Consider the following 16,418-nt stretch of genomic DNA (forward strand, 5'->3'; position numbering starts at 1 on the left):
GTCTCCCTTCTTATAAGCGCGAATTATTTCTCCAAATATAATGTACAAAATTCACCTGTTCCCCATTTAATTGTACAGATGTTGTATCTGCTTCGTTTTGATAAGAAGAAAATCCGCTTTTTTCTAGTACAATTTGTGATGCAAGATTATTAGAAGTTGTTTTAGCATGAACCTCATTAATTTCATTGTTTTTCGCTACGTCTAAAATTAATTTTACGGCTGCTGTTGCAACTCCTTTTTTAGTAAACTTTTCTCCGACTCGATAACCTAACGAACTGATTCGAGTTTCCGAATCTATATCTACTAAATTTATTCTTCCTACAATTTCACTTTCTTCGTTACGAATTAAATAAAAATAAGATTCTCCATCCGCCTGTTCTATTAATAAATCATCTAGTAGTTTTTGGAAATATTCAAAATCAAAATATTGCGAGCCACGATTAGGTACCATTGTTTCAAAAAAAGACTTATTCGTAAGTTCAAACGTAAATAAATCTTTAGCATCGTGTTTCTTTAATTGTTCTATGTATATTTTCATCTCGATTACCCCTTTTATATCTGCTAACTGTTATATATTCTTTTTTAATCAATTTTTTCCTGCTATTTCTTTCGTTTCAGTAACACAGCAAGTAACACTTTTGGATGAAATAAGTGAAATGGACTACGAATTAAATTCATCACTTTTACTAATCGAATATAAACGTCAGAATCAGTTGCAGATAGTTGATATATTTGTTTCGTATACCATAGCTGAAATTTTTGCTTTATCGTTAATTCTCTTTTTAGCTGAGGATGACGTGATATTTCCGTTGTTGTCATATCCCAAGGTGTTTCTATTATAGTAGCTGCCTTTTTATAAAATTGTTGTGTAAATGTTTTATCAAGTTGTTTTTTACCTTGCAGAAGTAATTGCAACTGGTGAGCTTCCATAGCGGCAACTGAAACACCTTGCCCGAAAACAGGATCAAAACGACAATGTGCATCTCCAACGACTAATAATCCTTCTGGCATATTTGTGGTGAGATCAAATCTCCGACGTACTTGATAAGGAATTTTATACGTTTTGATATCTGAAATTGCCACAGCTTTGTTAAGAAAATCTGTAACATGAGGGATTGATAAGTTTTTAGCAAAATTATAAAATTCTCCATCTGTTTGTGGTGCTTTTTCATTTGCATATCCACTGAAAGTAACAAAATAACGATGATCCTCAATCGTTTGAATAAGAACGCCATACGGATTATCAGGGAAACTTGGAGACATTAGTGTATTACAGTAATCTAATTTCTCATTTTCTTTAAGTTTAAACATTCTCGTTACGTAAAATAAATCAATACGTACTTTCTCTTCTTGCACTTCAATTTCGTATTCTCGTAACCACGCTATGCTTTTTGAACCGAATCCACTTGCATCAACAATAATATCCGCATGAATTTCTTCTTGATTTCCTGTATTTAAACATTCCATTTTTACTCCGCACACTTTATTAAGCTTTTCATTTACTACTAACCCTTCAACCAATGTTTCATATTTAATAGTAATATTTGAAATTTGTTCAATGCGTTTTTGAATATGTGCTTCGAGCATAGAACGACTTTGCTGAATCATATGTACTTCTCCTATGAATGGCTGTTTCCATGAACCAAATTGATGCCATTTTAAATCACGAGTAAAGTTATGTACGATACTACCTGCTTCAATTAGTTCATTCGTGATATTAGGAAACAATTCCTCAATTGCGTTTTCTCCGCCTTTTAATAACACATGAGGATGATTACTTTGTGGGACTCTTTTTCTCGAAGCTTTTCCATCCCATCTTTCACCGGCTTCTATAATGATTACTTCTTTAAAAGCAGTTGATAATGCTTTTGCGGCGAGCTTTCCTGCGATACTTCCGCCAATAACGATAGCCTTATTAAACATGTTTTCCCCCTTAATAAAAAGAAATCCTGCCTTATATGAATGAAACAGGATCTTAAACTCATTAACTTCTTTATCATTATAATTAAAACACACGAGTAAATTGTAACGTTAAAATTAAAATACCTAATCCCCAGACGTAATACGCGAATACTTTTAAGGAATGACGTTTTAAATACTGAATCATCCACGAAACGGCTATGTAACCGAAAAACGCAGCTGATAACGTTCCAACAATTAAAGATGTACTAGAAATAGATTCTGCTTTCCCTTGAAAAACATCTACAAATTGCAAAATGATTGCTCCGACAATGGCTGGCGTTGATAATAAAAAAGAAAAGTAAGCTGCGGTTTCGCGGTCTAACTTTCTCCATAATGCAGCGACGATTGTCATACCAGAACGAGAAATTGCAGGGAAAATAGCAACCGCTTGAAATGAACCGATGATAAATGCATCTTTATATGTAATGTCGTCCATTTTTTTACGACCATTCTTTTGTTTATCCGCCATGTAGAGAAAGAACCCTGTCACTAAAAACTCCCAACCAATCGTAATACCTGTTTTTGAAATATCCTCAAAAAAGTCTTTAAATAACAATCCAATTACAACCGCAGGTATCGTCCCGACAATAAGTAATAGCATTAGTTTTGAAAATGGATTTTTGATTAAATATATAAATTCTTTTTTGTAATAAATAAACACTGCAAGCAAAGTGCCAATATGCAGCATCGTATCTAAAAACAATCCTGCTTCATCTAATTGAAACAAATGTCTTCCTAAATAAAGATGACCTGTACTACTTATCGGTAAAAACTCTGTTAAACCTTGTATAATCCCTAATATAAAAGCTTCTAACCAATTCATGATGGTCCCCTTTCTTGTTTGCTTGTACCAATATATGAAGGTTAAATTTTCGATATGAAAAAAACTATATTTCTCTATGAATTTACTTTCATTTTATGGATATATATGTAAAGAGGATTGAGGAGGGTTATTATGTGGAAGCACACAAAATTCGGCAATGTATTACTTTGGCTAGGACCGATCCTTGTGTTTGTAGGGTTATGTATGACAAATGTTATTTCTGATATTCCTTTCTTTTTGGGAAAACATAAAACGATTGGAATTGTACTTATATGTATAGGAGTATGCTGTTTTATTATTGCGAATCATTTAAAAAAAGTAGAAAAATATGAGGACTAATTTTAAATAAAAAACAATCCCACTCTATGTGCTAGGATTGTTTTTTTATTACTTATTTATAGAATACTTTATCAACGTTATATTTTGCTTTGTATTCATTAATGATATATGTTTCATAAATTTCTCTTTCTGTTGGATCTTCTACGATACATGCATCAATGCGGTATACTTCATCACGGTGATTTTTAATTGGTGAAACATTGTCTTCGAAATGCTTCTTAATACGTTGTCTAATTTTACGAGCTTTACCTACGAAAAGTAGTTCGTCATTAATATTGTAAAACATAAAAATGCCGCCTTTATCTCTAGGGAACAAGTGGAAATCGATAAAACCATTGATTGGCGTAATTCTTGGCTCGTCTCCTCTAATAACTTGTTTACGTTCAGTAATTGTAACATCAACTTCAGGGATACTAATTTTAATCAAGTTCATTCACGTCCTCTTTTATTATAAAGATAAATAATAGCATACATATGTAAGAAAAGCTACGTTCATAGGCATATTTCATTTTATAATTCAAATATTATAGGTGTATCGTGTAAACTCTTCTTCCAAATCATATGATCACTTGATTCTCCCCAATAATCTTTTAGTACATAACTAGGCTCTCCAAACTTCTTCGTCCATATACTTTGCGCTTTTCTGTATCCACTATCTAAACAGAATTCTGTTATTCCTCTGCTAAGTAACGTAAGAAACATTGTATGTAGTAGTAAACTCCCGATACCCTTTCTTTGATAATCCGGAAGTATAAATACAGTTCCTATTTCATACAAATCCTTAAGTACACCATTTGTACAACTAGTAATCAATGTACTTGCTGGGCCAACTTCAATTGTTCCAATGATTTTATCGTTATTTGTGTCAATTGCTAATAAAAAGTAACGTTTTTCTCCGTTACTATCAAAATCTGTTTTCAAATATTGCTTTTTCATGTTAATTTCATTTTCTATGTCATCCAATTGTTGTGATAATCCTTCGTCTTTATATGTATTCGTAATAACTATACGGAAAAACAAGTGAAGTTCCTCTAAATCATCCGAATTTGGTCTCCTAATTGCAACGTTATACATGTTTTAAATCTCCATTCTATACAATTGTTAAAACAATGCTTTATATACTCTATTCAACAATATGCTACAAAGCCCTGCATAGATCCAGCAGTATAGAAAGCTCAGTATAAATATAGATGAAATAATTTTTATATCCATAGTTGTATGAATAGTAGGACCAAGTACGGGAAAACGGAAAATATCGAGAACTATCATAATTCCTATAAGTAGACAAATCGCAGAAAAGGAAACAACCCAAATTCTCCTCTTGAATTGTATAAAGGAAAGCCCTAAGGCTATACCTAACAAACCTGTAGTAAAGGGAAAAACAATTAGTTCACTTGGCTCGATAATAAATAATAAGAGAATAGTAAGGATATAAGAAAGTACTCCCTCACGAATAGAGTAGCAAATAGCCAAAAAAATGGGTAATGTCGCAAAAGGACTAATGAATAACCCTATACCAGGAATTAAATTCCCCGCTGCTTGAAACATGGTGGCTAAAGCACTCATTAAAGCTGTAATGACTAGCTTATTTGCTAGGGACAATTTTCTTTTATGAACAAAGTTCGCATCATTCTCTATCATAAGTTGACACCAATAACGTACAAACCGATTCATCAATATACCCCCTAAAGATATCTCATTCATCACTTTCTATATTATTCATACACTAGTTGTTTATGATTTGCTTTCTGCTTATTATCAATCACAATACAATAGACGTTTATAAAGAAGACCTTTAGGGGATAAACTATAAGTGTATATCTTTTTAAGGAATAATTTCAAATATGGTACCTTTGTTAAAATCAGTTACTTTCATAGAACCGTAAACTCCTAAATATAAACTAGTTTGATCCAAATTTGTTCCTAAACTCATATAATAAGCTGCTTGCGTACCAAAATCATAATTGGTTTCAATAACATGAAAGTCAGTATGTTTACCATCTATACCGGCTCTAGTATATGCTAAAACACCTTTAACTGGCGGCCGAGATTCTTCTTTCTTAGCAAGATCAGTAAATACAACGCTACCATATAAATTTGGGATTGCAGTTCCCATATATGGCTGAACGCCTGTAAGTGAAGTTCCTCCAAACTTATCTGGTCTCGGGTCTTTATGAAAATAACTAATGAGTGGCTGCATACGCTTTGCGGATAATCCTATTGTTTCATTATAATAAACCATTGTTCTCTCATCTAAAGTAGGATGATCAGCACAGTGCCGTATAAAAGAAGTAGGTAATTCTCCTTCCCATCCTCTCCAACCAAAATTAATAAATCCATCTTGATTAGAAGTGAATCTCATTACATGCATTTTAATAAGTTCAGTAACCGGAATTGGTTTATATTGAACAAATGAAAAAATAGACTCTACAATATCCTGTCCGACATTACCTGCATATTTAATATATTGATTATAAAACCTTTGGAATGAAATACCGGTTATATTACGGACGCCTTTCGCAATTACTGTAAGTGTTTCTTGTATCGATAGAGGAAGTTCATTAAAGCGTGTAACTACTGGAGGATTATTTATGAATGTATCTCTACTTACATCGATTTCAATTATTTTACCTGCTATTTCTAAATCATCTTGGCTTAAATTAAACGGATCATAACCCGACCCACCATCTCCATTTGTAAATACAAGTTTCCCCGTCTCTGGAGAAAAGTTTAAAGTATTTACTCCATTATGATTAAAAAATGGGCGTTTTATATGAAGTAATGTTCTACGTTTTTGAGGTTGCCCGTTTGACTGTAAAATCCATTCTTCAATTGTATCAATATGATCATATTGCGTATTTCTATTAACCCACTTTAAATTTAAAGTTTTCGGGTCACAAGGATTCGGTTTAAATTGTTCAGAAAGTGCACCGGGTCCTTGAGTTCCAGCTACTGAATAATGAAGATAAAATAAACCGTTTTGATAAAATTGTGGATGAAACGCAAGTCCAAGCAATCCCCGTTCATCATAGCCGCTACTAGCAACACCTTCTTCAGATGTACCTAATTTAATAATACGTTGACGAATATTTAAAAATGTTTTTATGACTCCATCTCCTATGTAAAAAACCTCTCCTAATTGGGTTGCGATAAATAGTCTTTCAACTGATTCACCTGGAAGTATTGCTGTTTTTATGACAGTCGGTAAATTTATGTTATGAACAATGGGTCGTAAATGAACCTTAACTTTTGTCAATTAACTTTACACCCCTTTATATTCTTTTTAATAGAAGAGTATGATTAGAGTGATCTTATTAGTATCAAATAAGTAGCATTCCTTTTTATTACATTTTTGTATATAATGTAATTATAAATAAACTAGGGGGCTACTTATGACACTTTTACTACAAATCATCTTACCACTTATATTTGCGCTATATTTATTTACCCTCTATCGTAATACAACTATTGGAAAAGCTGCTTTTCTTTTAGCGGTCATTATTGGGATTTTTGGATTAGAGAACATTTTTCAGCATGCTAATCTAACAGATCATGCTATTTATCCATATTGGGGCAGTTTGAAGGCTGTTGTTATTATTTTATCAGTCGTATTTCTATTTAAAAAAGGTGGTTTAACAGGAAAATATTGATTTGTAATGCTATTAACTGCTGGTTCCGCATCAACACTTATTTTGACGGTTTCATTTATTCAAAATATCCCGTTTTGGAATTGATAGTGAAATAACTAATAAAAAAATATATAAGATTAGGACCGTACATTTTAGAAATGTCTAATATGTACGGTCCTTTTGTTTACTAGTGGTCCACTTATAAGTATGTGATCTTTTTACAATTCGAATTTCTTTTTAAGTTTCTTATATTTTCTATACGAACGTCTAACAATGTTTAACATAAAATACGGTATTTTAACAGGGAAAGGCAATTTATAAATGAAAGGCAAATAAAATGTAAAATATGCCTTTTCTAGGTCTCTCCACTTACTATCTTCTTTTGTTTTTAAGAAATCAGATACATCGACTACATATCCCCTTCCTTTTTCCATCATCACATTTTTCCCGTGAACATCACAAGGAGTTAATCCTTGTTTCCTTGCATACTCTAAAGCTTTATTTATATCAAGGATTACCTGCTTAGGAATTTTAATTCCCTTATGAATAGCATCGTATAAGGTAATTTCTTTTAAACGTTTCAATACTATGAAATTTTCTCCTTTATATATAAGCTTTGAATAAGAAGGATGATTTCCGATTCTGCGGTATACTTCTGACTCTTTTTCAATTCCTTCTCCTTCTCGCGCGTAAACTTTCACTACCCAATCTTTGAATTCTCTGTGCATGAATACTGCAGCATAATTACCTTTCCCTAAACACTTCCAAAGTCTAGGAATATCTTTAACTACTACAGGCTCGAATTCGTCCTCACTTCTTATGATTACCTCTTTTAATAATTCATCCTTTATCAATCCCACAAAACTATTTATACTCATCGTTTCCACTCCGGTTTTGCTAAAAGGGGCTTACCCACATTTTAACGAAAATATACACTAAGCGAATTTTATTTGAACTGTTGAATACTTAATATGTATTCCGCTATTCAGAGCCAAAAACCATACAATAAAAAATATTTCTAACTATTTTTATTTTTTCAGAGGCGACTGTATAAGGCTTTTCTAAGTGCAAGTTCTCTCAGTTCATTGGTCATGCCAAATCTATATTTGTTTTTTTAAATTGTTCAATTCTTGTTCCACTACTATCTTTGTTAGCTAACACTTTTATTGTTTTAATAGTCTTTTGTTTAATTCCCACAATGCTGTTTTATTGCTATCCCACTTCAAATACGTTACGGCTTCCTCAAAACATAACCATTTATAATTTAAGTGTTCTTTAGATAATGAGATGTTTTTTGTAGGTACTTTAACTCCAAACGAAAATTCTTTTATTACATAAACGTCATCTCCCCAAAGGAACCCTCCAACTACATCCTCTACTGGTAGTGAAGACACAGAATCTAATTGTATATATGAACATTCTCTTGTAATACCAGCCTCTTCAAACGCTTCACGTTTTGCTGATTCAATAGGAATCTCACCGTCTTCTCCACCACCAGCTATGCCTTGCCAATAACCATAATCACTTCGGTTGAAAATCGCATATTGAATAGAGTCATCAATTTTTATATAAGGAAATATTAATACTTGATATGGTGCTCTCATTGCTTAACCTCCTCTCGAAAATAGGCTTTAAATACATATGAATAAAGAGCCGACATCATAATTCTACATGAATAATGCAGGTTTATGGTGTCAGCCCTCTATTTTTGAAGAATTTTATTTTTCATAAACTGTCTAATTCTTCAACCTGGTGTTATTCAATTGCGCCTGCAACGTCATAATCGTTTAAATCTAATTCAATTGGTTGTCCTAGCGCTAATTTAGCGAGTTCTGATCCTAAATATGGACCAGCAGTTAAACCTGAAGCTCCTAATCCGTTCGCAACAAGAATACCGTCGAAGTTAGGAAGTGGTCCGATAACAGGTAAGAATCCTGGAGTAAACGGTCTAAATCCAACTCTCGTCTCAAGCATAGTAGCATCTTCTAAGCCAGGTGCAACTGTTAATGCTTTATGGAATACTTCATTTAAACCACCAGCCGTTACACGGTGATCGAAACCAGTATCATTCTCATGTGTTGCACCAATTACGACATGACCATTGTCAAATGTTAAAATGTATTGATCATTTGGTGGCATAACAACTGGCATATTTTCTGTTGCTGTATTTTCCATTTGCAAGTGAACAATTTGTCCTTTTTGGAACGTAACTAAGAAATTAATTCCTAAAGGGTTTAAGATTTCGTTCGCCCATGCACCTGCAGTTACAATAACCTTTTCTGCTAAAATAGTTTCATCGTTTACTATAACTCCCGTAATATGATTACCTTCACGGACTAATACTGCATCTCCTTTTATAAAAGTTGCACCATGTTTTTTCGCAGCGCTTATTAATGCATTACGTAATAATCTTCCATTTACTCTTGCAGCACCACTAATATGAACAGAACTAAATTCTTCTGATAATGCTGGGAATAATTTTTTTGTTTCTTCAGCTGATAAGCGAGTGATTTCACCAATCTCTGGGGCATCTTCACGACGTTTATACGCTCGTTCTTCCATTTGATCAAGTTTTTTCTCATCAGTATGTAAACTAATTGCACCTACACGGTTATAACCTGTGTCCGTTTCACCGTCATCTTCTAATTGCTGAATTAACGAAGAATAGTAACGTGCACCGCCTTTAACGATTTTATACCATGCTTTATTACGACGTTGCGAAAGCCATGGACAGACAATACCTGCTGCAGCATCAGTTGCTTGACCTACTTGTTGACGATCCACGATAGTAACATTCGCGCCAGCCTTAGCAAGATGGTAAGCAGTAGACGCTCCTAAAATACCCGCTCCAACTACAATATACGATTTCATTTCAAACACCTTTTCTCTTTTGCTAATTATTTAAATATAAGAACATACTTTAGTATACTGAAAGGAATCCTTTTTTCAATGTGCCAAGTGCAATTAATTGTTGCATCATTGTGAATTGCCTAGTCTTACTTTTTCTTTTTACGAAATAATTCAATTGTTTTATATCCTTGCGAAAGAATTTCAATCATTTTCTCAAGACGTTTTTCACGTGTTTTTTCTTGTTTTACAGAAAACAAATTACGTGCCCAATCTTTTTTGTATCCAGGTGTTAAACTTTGATAAAACTTAAGTTCATTTGGGTGATTAGCTAATAAAGCTTCAACATCTTGAATTCGATCTGCATAATCAGCTACACATTGGCTCATTGCAGGCGTTTTTGTCGCTTTTTTCTTCTCACGCTTTAAACCTACAACAGTAAAAACATCATCCATACTTACCATTCGCGCAAATTTAATATCGCTTTCTCCCACATATCCATCTTCTCCAACGTTTAATGCTGGAAACATCTCATCACGGTGAATAAACGTACTGTAGCGAGAATTACCTTTTTTCGGATATGCGAAGAATACGTATCCTTTTTCAATTAATAATTCTTCATTACTAATAATATAATTCGTTTGTTTCACCATTTCATCCAGTGTTTCTACAAAAATAAAAATGGCATCGTGTTCTTTTGAAAATACAGTTTCTTTTCCTGTAAAAACTTCGTAATCACTTGGTTCATTAATAACAACCATATTCGTATACTTATTAAGTTTCAATTTATCGATAATTGACATGAAAATCTTCCTTTACATTCAAAATTCGTTGTTTATACTTTTTCATACTGTTCTAGTGTATTATATCTATTAAGAAAATCAAACTTTAATCATTGTTTTAAATTAAAATAACCGATTCTTCATAAGAACCGGCTAGCTATTTGTTTTATCATAACTCAATAGCAAATAAAGTATATAAAAGCTCTTTATATTGATCTTCTGTAATTTCACGTTTCGCTTTTTCACCATGAATCATTTCAGTTAAACTAGTATTTGTTAAAGAGACATGGCCAGAGTCCGTCAATTTGACTGCAATTGGGCCCTTATTGAAAATAGATTTCTCATCTTCTATTACTCTTTTTTGAACATCATTCACTACGATTTCATCAATTATACGATTATAAAAAGCATGACAAACTTTCCACTCACCATTCGTATCTTTTCTTTCTAGAACGTAATTCCCTTTACTCGTATCTTTTTGTCTCACTCGATACGTACCATTTTTAGAAGAAACAGACTCACCAGTAAAAGGTACAGGGATTAGAGGTACTAGTGAAGCAATACCTACATCAATTACGTATCGTACTTTATCATAATTTAGAATAATCGTTATATGTCCATTCTCAAGTGCCCATGCGTTTCTATCATTTTTATATACGGTACCTAATGCGAGTTGTACATCATAACCACAATCTTTTAAAAAGTAATAAAAAAACGTATTTAATTCATAACAAAGTCCGCCACGGGATCCATTTAAAATTTTATCCTGTAAATTTTCCATAGTAATTGCATTCGTATTACGTGCTATTACATCTAAATTCTCAAATGGTATAGTGTGTGCAAATGCAAAGAGAATTGTATTTAATTCCTCAAATTTCACTTCAGTACGCTTTGCGAGATTCAATCTTGTAAACAGCTTATGTTGTAGACTTGTCATAGTCAGCACCCCTTAAAATGTATAAGTTAAAATAGTATATGTTGATTGTAAATTTGATGGGGTACTGAAACAATGTACATTTCGTTTAACTGTACCGGTACAAAAAGTCTAACTCACAAGATTACTTAAGATAAGAAGCTACGAATACAAATTTAACAGTTCGTCTATAGTTAAATTATTATGATTGCTTAAATCAACAAAATATTGAATTTGCCACAGTTGGCTCTTTTTAGCTTGGTTGCTAACAGGAGTATCCCATATAGGGTAAATCCTCATAGCCATCTTGCCTTTTTGGTTTTCTGTTCTCAAGATTTTTTCCTTAAGAAGAATCTCTTTAGGGAAAATAAATTGTCCTAGTTTATTATCATCTATACAAGTGATTACTAATAAATCAGGAGCAGCGTTATAAGAAAACGCTTGATTTTGCATATTGTCACCTTTCTCCCAAAAAGAAACAAATTGACCAATTTTATTAGGAGTAATTTTTGATTTTCTAAAACGAATGGTTTTGTTATTTAAGTGAAATATACATCCTGCATATTCTGCGTTTTGCTTTTCTTCTTTTACATTCGTTATCATTAAATTATTAGGTTTGTAAACTATATTGTCTAAATTTCGGATCGTATCATTATAATTGTTCAAGAAAACTCCCCCTTTGTTCATTTCTTAGTTTAACACAAACATCAGTTCTTCTACATTGTATAGAATGTATATAATCATGAGTGACGTGAAAAGGGAAGATATAATTATTACTTTAATTTACTTTTTACTTAAATAAAAAAGCCTCCATTTGGAGGTTTTTTTATGCAAACACTTCAGGATATGTTGTCGCTAAATACTCTTTCAAATAACCAGTGTCTCCATCCATATCATGTAGCCACCAATACATCATTAGCGTTTCTTATTCTTGTTTCTTGCCTTATATAAATGCCTTATGGGGTAATCTTCTGTACAAAGCATCTATATTGAATAGATTTTTCCGCTGCATGTAATCATATTCAAAACCTTGTCACTTGTCCTTACTCTTCTTTTTACAATTCCCACTTTACTTTAAATAAAATGTGTTTAACTATTCGTGGGATGAAGAGTGTATTTTTGTAAATAATAAGTTTGTAAAGTATTAAATTGAGGAGGGTTTGTATGCAATATCCTAAAAAAGCTATAAAGTCTGCTTCTAATATGAAATCAGATTTTGCTACAACTGATGCGCAAAAAGTAAAACAAGAAATTCAAAATGATGTAAGAGCAGGACAAGGAGCAATGACTTCTCGAGAGGCGGGGGCAATGCGAGATTAAGAATACATTCCTTACTTGTATTTTTAGTTTGTTTATTTCTTAAACATTTACCAGTAATGAGTGTTTCTATAAAATCACTGCCCTTAAGTAGAGCTTTAAGTGTTTCTTTGTTTTTACTTACAATGCGGTAAATAAAATCTTTCTTAATTATTTGTTTAGAATATAAAAATTCATTACTCCGCAATATTTTTACTTATTATAAAAAAATTGCGGAGTAATATAACTTAATAAACTATCAAAAGTGTCAATCTCAGAATACGGTTTTATTTCAGTCTTATTTGTGATTCTATGAGGATTAAACCATATCCCTTTTATATTTACATTTTGAGGACCAGCAATATCCTTTTCTAAGTCATCTCCAACAAATAATACATCTTCTGGTTGCACATTAAGCTTATTTAATGCTAGTTCAAATATACGTTTATCCGGTTTACTAAATCCTACTTCTTCAGAAATAATGATCGTATCAAAGTAATTGTTTAAATTCGTGTTAATTATTTTAGCTCTTTGCCTCTGACTTGAGCCATTTGTGATAATTCCAACTTTAAAGTACTTCTTTATATGATTTAAGAAATGAATAGTATTTTGGTCTATCGAAAAACATTTAGGGAATTTTTCATTCCAAAAATCTTCGATGTAATTGCGTGGTAATCTATACTTCGGCGGAAATTCATCAAACAATGATTCTAAAACTATTGTTTTATCACTCATGCCGTATTCCCTTTTATCGTATTCTTTAAATTTCTGTAGCATATTGTTTTTGACTGTACCACTAACATCCTCATAACACTTTTCTAAAACAAATAAAAACAATGCATCTACTGCCTTATCCCTATTAAGTAACGTATCGTCTAAATCAAACAGCATAGCTTTATAACCCATCATATAATTTCACAACCTTTCTCACATGATTTAAATAATCCTTAGTTCGCACCTTAGGCCTTTACTAAATTAGCAAAAAAACTACAAAGTTTGTGGCGTACGCTCTAGAATTTCGCTTGCTTCTTTTATATTTAAATTCATCTCCCTTTCTCCCTTCTAGTAAAGTATCGAAAGTGTATTTTCAAACAGTTAAAAAACTACATGTAATTTACATTATTATACATTAGTTTTTCGTAAATATTAATCGTTCAACTTTTTATATGATAAGTTTTTTCAAGCACACAAATATTCCTACATAAAAAAGGAATATCGGTAATAATCCTTTTTACGGAGAATACACAATCTTGAAAATGGAGTTAATAAGTTAAACGTCCTATGAAGTTTCCTACTGTATCTCCACATAAACTACAGATAGTACGGCTATAATGACTACCAGAGGTGATATTATGAAAAACTATCATATCCTCGTGGTTGAGGACGATCAGGAAATTCAGGAATTAATTAAACAATTTTTAATGACACAACAGTATACAGTGGTAGTTGCTTCAGATGGACTAGAGGGTATGACACAATTTAATAAGCAATCCTTTGATTTAGTTCTTCTAGATGTAATGATGCCCAATCTTAATGGATTTGAAGTTGCTAAAATGATTCGAAGTCAGTCAAACATACCAATTATTATGCTAACTGCGTTAGAAGAAGAGGAAGATCAAATGAAAGGGTTCGATCTTGGGATTGATGATTATATAACAAAACCCTTTTCGTTTCATGTTTTGATTAGACGAGTCGAAGCTGTACTTAGAAGAAGTTATGATAACAATGTAAATAATCATTTGATATTTAAAGAAGTACGCATTGATGTTGATGCATATCGAGTATATGTAGATGATGTTGAAATTTTCTTAACGACAAAAGAGTTCGAAATTCTACAACTACTATTTCAAAATGAGAGAAAAGTACTGACAAGAGAAAATATCGTAGAGAAAGTTTGGGGATACGATTATTTTGGAGAAACACGAATAATTGATACACATATTAAAAATCTACGTAAAAAACTAGCTATCCCCTACATTAAAACAATAAAGGGTATTGGTTATAAAGTTGATGAATAAAATTTTAAAAATCATGAAGATGAAGCGAATTACTTATAAACTCTTTATGACTACATCTCTCATTTTGTTATCCTTTGCAGTGTTGATTTATTTAACTTTATACTTCTTTCTTCCTACGTTTTATGAGCAATACAAAACAGATCAACTTCAAACAGGGATAAAAGAAATAATTGATAAGTCCAAAGATCTTACGTTTCAAGATGCGATACCACTTTTTGATGAATACGCAAAAAAAAATAACGCGATGCTTTCGCTTCAAAATAAAGAAGGAGTAATTATTTACTCGCCTTCATTTTCTTTTATTCAAAGTGGTACACAAACAACAGTAGTTACTAAAGCCACACGATTTGAGAATGCAGGTACCATTAGTAATTCATATAATGTTACGGAACCAATTCAATTCCAAGATGGTAGCTTAACACTTGTAGTGTTCGCAACATTTCAACCAATTGATGAAGCTTCGCAGGTATTAGTGCGTTTTCTCCCCTATATTAGTATCATTGTGCTCATAATTGGTATAGGGAGTGCTTATTTCTATTCCAGGTTTATTACAAAACCACTTATTTATATTAATGAGGGTGCACAAAAGATGGCAAATTTGGATTTCTCCGAAAAAATTGAGGTTCGCTCTGCAGATGAGTTGGGAGAATTATCTAATAGTTTGAATGACATGTCTATTAACTTACAACAAGCTATGTTTGATTTAAAAAAAGCAAATAAACAATTAAAAAATGATATTGAAAAAGAAAGAGAAATAGAAACAAAACGAAGAGAGTTTTTTGCGATTGTAGCACATGAATTAAAGTCCCCTCTTACTGTAATGAAAGGGTACTTAGAAGGGATGATATACAATATTGGCCCTTATCAAAATCGTGATCAATATTTAAAGAAAAATCATCAAATTATTGAAAGTATGCAACAATTAGTTCGTGAAATTTTAAGTATGTCAAAGTTAGAACAACACACTTTTAAACTAAAAATAGAAGAAGTTAATCTTTCAAAGTTATTAGGTACAATCACAAAAGATCTCGAATTTTTCGCTTCTCAAAAAAGCATCCAAATAATAAAAGAAATTGACTCTGACTTTTCTGTTTATACAGATCGTGTTCTATTTGAAAAAGCATGTAAAAATGTTATCCATAATGCAGTTATGTATTCACCACATGATGAAAAAGTCTATATCAAGTTAAATAATGATTCTAAACATGGTCAAATCAAAATGCAAATTATAAATACAGGTGTCAATATTAAAGATGAAGATATACAACAAATTTTCAAACCATTTTATCGAATTGAAAAATCAAGGAATCGAAATACTGGGGGAAGTGGTTTGGGACTATATATTGTTAAACAAATTCTTGAAACGCTAAATATAAAGTATACTATAAAAAATATGGAACATAGTGTGCAATTTTGCATGAACATTCCTTTATCTAAAAAACAAACAAACAAACTCCCCTCTTAGTAGGGCGAGTTTGTTTGTTTTTGTAGCAAGTATAATCTTATTAGGAATCAATTAGGGGGACTTTTCGTTTTTTAAGCTCTTTATTTCTACCATCCAACTTTAAAATGAAATCAGTAGTTGTTATTCCTTATTCTATCCGAGACGAGGTTGTTATATATGCGCTATCCAATTGAAATTCCCGTTACAAGAAAAACTCACTCTAAATCCATATTAAATTAAGTGGAGTTCAAAAAAATGGAGTTTGCAATGCTTAAAAACAAAGATAATAGATATATTAAAAAGCTTAATCATAAATGGAACAAATGTGTTACTAAGATTGTCTATTACGTATAAAAAAGGTGTTC

The 16,418-nt window shown here is 32.0% G+C and carries 19 protein-coding genes; 5 read left to right on the plus strand and 14 right to left on the minus strand.

The window, feature by feature from the left end; all coding sequences use genetic code 11:
* Window positions 1-10: 10 nt before the first annotated feature.
* The 3 genes from RTP99_RS21910 to RTP99_RS21920 all read right to left on the minus strand — a co-directional run bounded on the left by RTP99_RS21910 (window position 11) and on the right by RTP99_RS21920 (window position 2,785).
* The gene (locus RTP99_RS21910; protein WP_046647267.1) at window positions 11-538 is read right to left on the minus strand and encodes a GNAT family N-acetyltransferase; all 528 of its coding nucleotides are present in this window, start codon (window positions 536-538) and stop codon (window positions 11-13) included.
* Window positions 539-600: 62 nt separating this feature from the next.
* On the minus strand, window positions 601-1,923 hold the full coding sequence (locus RTP99_RS21915; protein WP_000482027.1) for an FAD-dependent oxidoreductase: 1,323 nt from the start codon (window positions 1,921-1,923) through the stop codon (window positions 601-603).
* 82 nt (window positions 1,924-2,005) lie between these two features.
* Entirely contained in the window at window positions 2,006-2,785 is a 780-nt protein-coding gene (locus RTP99_RS21920; protein ID WP_046647268.1) for an undecaprenyl-diphosphate phosphatase, read from the minus strand.
* Window positions 2,786-2,917: 132 nt separating this feature from the next.
* On the opposite strand from RTP99_RS21920, the gene RTP99_RS21925 reads away from it, so the two are divergent.
* A complete protein-coding gene (locus RTP99_RS21925; RefSeq protein ID WP_000265469.1) occupies window positions 2,918-3,124 on the plus strand; it encodes a hypothetical protein in 207 nt (68 codons plus the stop codon).
* Between the two features lie 52 nt (window positions 3,125-3,176).
* Here RTP99_RS21925 and RTP99_RS21930 read toward each other — a convergent pair whose 3' ends face one another.
* From RTP99_RS21930 to RTP99_RS21945, 4 genes are all read right to left on the minus strand, one after another.
* On the minus strand, window positions 3,177-3,557 hold the full coding sequence (locus RTP99_RS21930; RefSeq protein WP_001048949.1) for a nucleotide excision repair endonuclease: 381 nt from the start codon (window positions 3,555-3,557) through the stop codon (window positions 3,177-3,179).
* Between the two features lie 77 nt (window positions 3,558-3,634).
* Window positions 3,635-4,198: a GNAT family N-acetyltransferase gene (locus RTP99_RS21935; RefSeq protein WP_000282922.1), complete on the minus strand. Its 564-nt coding sequence runs from the start codon at window positions 4,196-4,198 to the stop codon at window positions 3,635-3,637.
* Window positions 4,199-4,225: 27 nt separating this feature from the next.
* Window positions 4,226-4,798, minus strand: coding sequence for a YybS family protein (locus RTP99_RS21940; protein ID WP_001079203.1), 573 nt, complete (start codon window positions 4,796-4,798; stop codon window positions 4,226-4,228).
* 151 nt (window positions 4,799-4,949) lie between these two features.
* The gene (locus tag RTP99_RS21945) at window positions 4,950-6,380 is read right to left on the minus strand and encodes a PQQ-dependent sugar dehydrogenase (protein ID WP_000169956.1); all 1,431 of its coding nucleotides are present in this window, start codon (window positions 6,378-6,380) and stop codon (window positions 4,950-4,952) included.
* A gap of 136 nt (window positions 6,381-6,516) precedes the next feature.
* Between RTP99_RS21945 and RTP99_RS21950 the strand changes: the two genes are divergently transcribed.
* On the plus strand, window positions 6,517-6,774 hold the full coding sequence (locus RTP99_RS21950; protein ID WP_000173557.1) for a hypothetical protein: 258 nt from the start codon (window positions 6,517-6,519) through the stop codon (window positions 6,772-6,774).
* A 197-nt stretch (window positions 6,775-6,971) separates the two neighbouring features.
* Here the strand turns inward: RTP99_RS21950 and RTP99_RS21955 are convergent, their stop codons facing one another.
* The 6 genes from RTP99_RS21955 to RTP99_RS21980 all read right to left on the minus strand — a co-directional run bounded on the left by RTP99_RS21955 (window position 6,972) and on the right by RTP99_RS21980 (window position 11,982).
* Window positions 6,972-7,631 (minus strand): protein kinase family protein, encoded by a 660-nt coding sequence (locus RTP99_RS21955; protein ID WP_000026513.1) that lies wholly within the window; start codon window positions 7,629-7,631, stop codon window positions 6,972-6,974.
* 285 nt (window positions 7,632-7,916) lie between these two features.
* On the minus strand, window positions 7,917-8,357 hold the full coding sequence (locus RTP99_RS21960; RefSeq protein WP_001202581.1) for an NUDIX hydrolase: 441 nt from the start codon (window positions 8,355-8,357) through the stop codon (window positions 7,917-7,919).
* A gap of 151 nt (window positions 8,358-8,508) precedes the next feature.
* Window positions 8,509-9,624, minus strand: coding sequence for an NAD(P)/FAD-dependent oxidoreductase (locus RTP99_RS21965; RefSeq protein ID WP_000844363.1), 1,116 nt, complete (start codon window positions 9,622-9,624; stop codon window positions 8,509-8,511).
* A gap of 125 nt (window positions 9,625-9,749) precedes the next feature.
* Window positions 9,750-10,403, minus strand: coding sequence for a YdeI/OmpD-associated family protein (locus RTP99_RS21970; RefSeq protein WP_000022238.1), 654 nt, complete (start codon window positions 10,401-10,403; stop codon window positions 9,750-9,752).
* A gap of 148 nt (window positions 10,404-10,551) precedes the next feature.
* Window positions 10,552-11,319 (minus strand): arylamine N-acetyltransferase family protein, encoded by a 768-nt coding sequence (locus RTP99_RS21975; RefSeq protein ID WP_000202763.1) that lies wholly within the window; start codon window positions 11,317-11,319, stop codon window positions 10,552-10,554.
* 138 nt (window positions 11,320-11,457) lie between these two features.
* Complete coding sequence (locus tag RTP99_RS21980) at window positions 11,458-11,982, minus strand: MepB family protein (protein ID WP_073569381.1); 525 nt, start codon at window positions 11,980-11,982, stop codon at window positions 11,458-11,460.
* Between the two features lie 477 nt (window positions 11,983-12,459).
* On the opposite strand from RTP99_RS21980, the gene RTP99_RS21985 reads away from it, so the two are divergent.
* Window positions 12,460-12,615, plus strand: coding sequence for a hypothetical protein (locus RTP99_RS21985; protein ID WP_001199986.1), 156 nt, complete (start codon window positions 12,460-12,462; stop codon window positions 12,613-12,615).
* Between the two features lie 189 nt (window positions 12,616-12,804).
* On the opposite strand, the gene RTP99_RS21990 is transcribed toward RTP99_RS21985, so the two are convergent.
* Window positions 12,805-13,497 carry an HAD family hydrolase gene (locus RTP99_RS21990; RefSeq protein ID WP_011040391.1) on the minus strand — a complete coding sequence of 231 codons (693 nt, stop codon included), beginning with the start codon at window positions 13,495-13,497 and terminating at the stop codon, window positions 12,805-12,807.
* 446 nt (window positions 13,498-13,943) lie between these two features.
* Between RTP99_RS21990 and RTP99_RS21995 the strand changes: the two genes are divergently transcribed.
* Window positions 13,944-14,609: a response regulator transcription factor gene (locus tag RTP99_RS21995; protein WP_000800744.1), complete on the plus strand. Its 666-nt coding sequence runs from the start codon at window positions 13,944-13,946 to the stop codon at window positions 14,607-14,609.
* The gene (locus RTP99_RS22000; RefSeq protein ID WP_046647281.1) at window positions 14,602-16,074 is read left to right on the plus strand and encodes a sensor histidine kinase; all 1,473 of its coding nucleotides are present in this window, start codon (window positions 14,602-14,604) and stop codon (window positions 16,072-16,074) included. The genes RTP99_RS21995 and RTP99_RS22000 overlap by 8 nt, the downstream gene beginning before the upstream one ends.
* The last annotated feature ends 344 nt before the right edge of the window (window positions 16,075-16,418 follow it).

Source organism: Bacillus sp. (in: firmicutes) (genome assembly GCF_031983925.1).
GTDB lineage: Bacteria > Bacillota > Bacilli > Bacillales > Bacillaceae_G > Bacillus_A > Bacillus_A pacificus.

Coding starts and splice junctions, on each gene's coding strand:
- RTP99_RS21910 (WP_046647267.1), bottom strand. CDS start 538: ATGAAAATATACATAGAACAATTAAAGAAACACGATGCTAAAGATTTA.
- RTP99_RS21915 (WP_000482027.1), bottom strand. CDS start 1,923: ATGTTTAATAAGGCTATCGTTATTGGCGGAAGTATCGCAGGAAAGCTC.
- RTP99_RS21920 (WP_046647268.1), bottom strand. CDS start 2,785: ATGAATTGGTTAGAAGCTTTTATATTAGGGATTATACAAGGTTTAACA.
- RTP99_RS21925 (WP_000265469.1), top strand. CDS start 2,918: ATGTGGAAGCACACAAAATTCGGCAATGTATTACTTTGGCTAGGACCG.
- RTP99_RS21930 (WP_001048949.1), bottom strand. CDS start 3,557: ATGAACTTGATTAAAATTAGTATCCCTGAAGTTGATGTTACAATTACT.
- RTP99_RS21935 (WP_000282922.1), bottom strand. CDS start 4,198: ATGTATAACGTTGCAATTAGGAGACCAAATTCGGATGATTTAGAGGAA.
- RTP99_RS21940 (WP_001079203.1), bottom strand. CDS start 4,798: ATGAATCGGTTTGTACGTTATTGGTGTCAACTTATGATAGAGAATGAT.
- RTP99_RS21950 (WP_000173557.1), top strand. CDS start 6,517: ATGACACTTTTACTACAAATCATCTTACCACTTATATTTGCGCTATAT.
- RTP99_RS21955 (WP_000026513.1), bottom strand. CDS start 7,631: ATGAGTATAAATAGTTTTGTGGGATTGATAAAGGATGAATTATTAAAA.
- RTP99_RS21960 (WP_001202581.1), bottom strand. CDS start 8,357: ATGAGAGCACCATATCAAGTATTAATATTTCCTTATATAAAAATTGAT.
- RTP99_RS21965 (WP_000844363.1), bottom strand. CDS start 9,624: ATGAAATCGTATATTGTAGTTGGAGCGGGTATTTTAGGAGCGTCTACT.
- RTP99_RS21970 (WP_000022238.1), bottom strand. CDS start 10,403: ATGTCAATTATCGATAAATTGAAACTTAATAAGTATACGAATATGGTT.
- RTP99_RS21975 (WP_000202763.1), bottom strand. CDS start 11,319: ATGACAAGTCTACAACATAAGCTGTTTACAAGATTGAATCTCGCAAAG.
- RTP99_RS21980 (WP_073569381.1), bottom strand. CDS start 11,982: ATGAACAAAGGGGGAGTTTTCTTGAACAATTATAATGATACGATCCGA.
- RTP99_RS21985 (WP_001199986.1), top strand. CDS start 12,460: ATGCAATATCCTAAAAAAGCTATAAAGTCTGCTTCTAATATGAAATCA.
- RTP99_RS21990 (WP_011040391.1), bottom strand. CDS start 13,497: ATGGGTTATAAAGCTATGCTGTTTGATTTAGACGATACGTTACTTAAT.
- RTP99_RS21995 (WP_000800744.1), top strand. CDS start 13,944: ATGAAAAACTATCATATCCTCGTGGTTGAGGACGATCAGGAAATTCAG.
- RTP99_RS22000 (WP_046647281.1), top strand. CDS start 14,602: ATGAATAAAATTTTAAAAATCATGAAGATGAAGCGAATTACTTATAAA.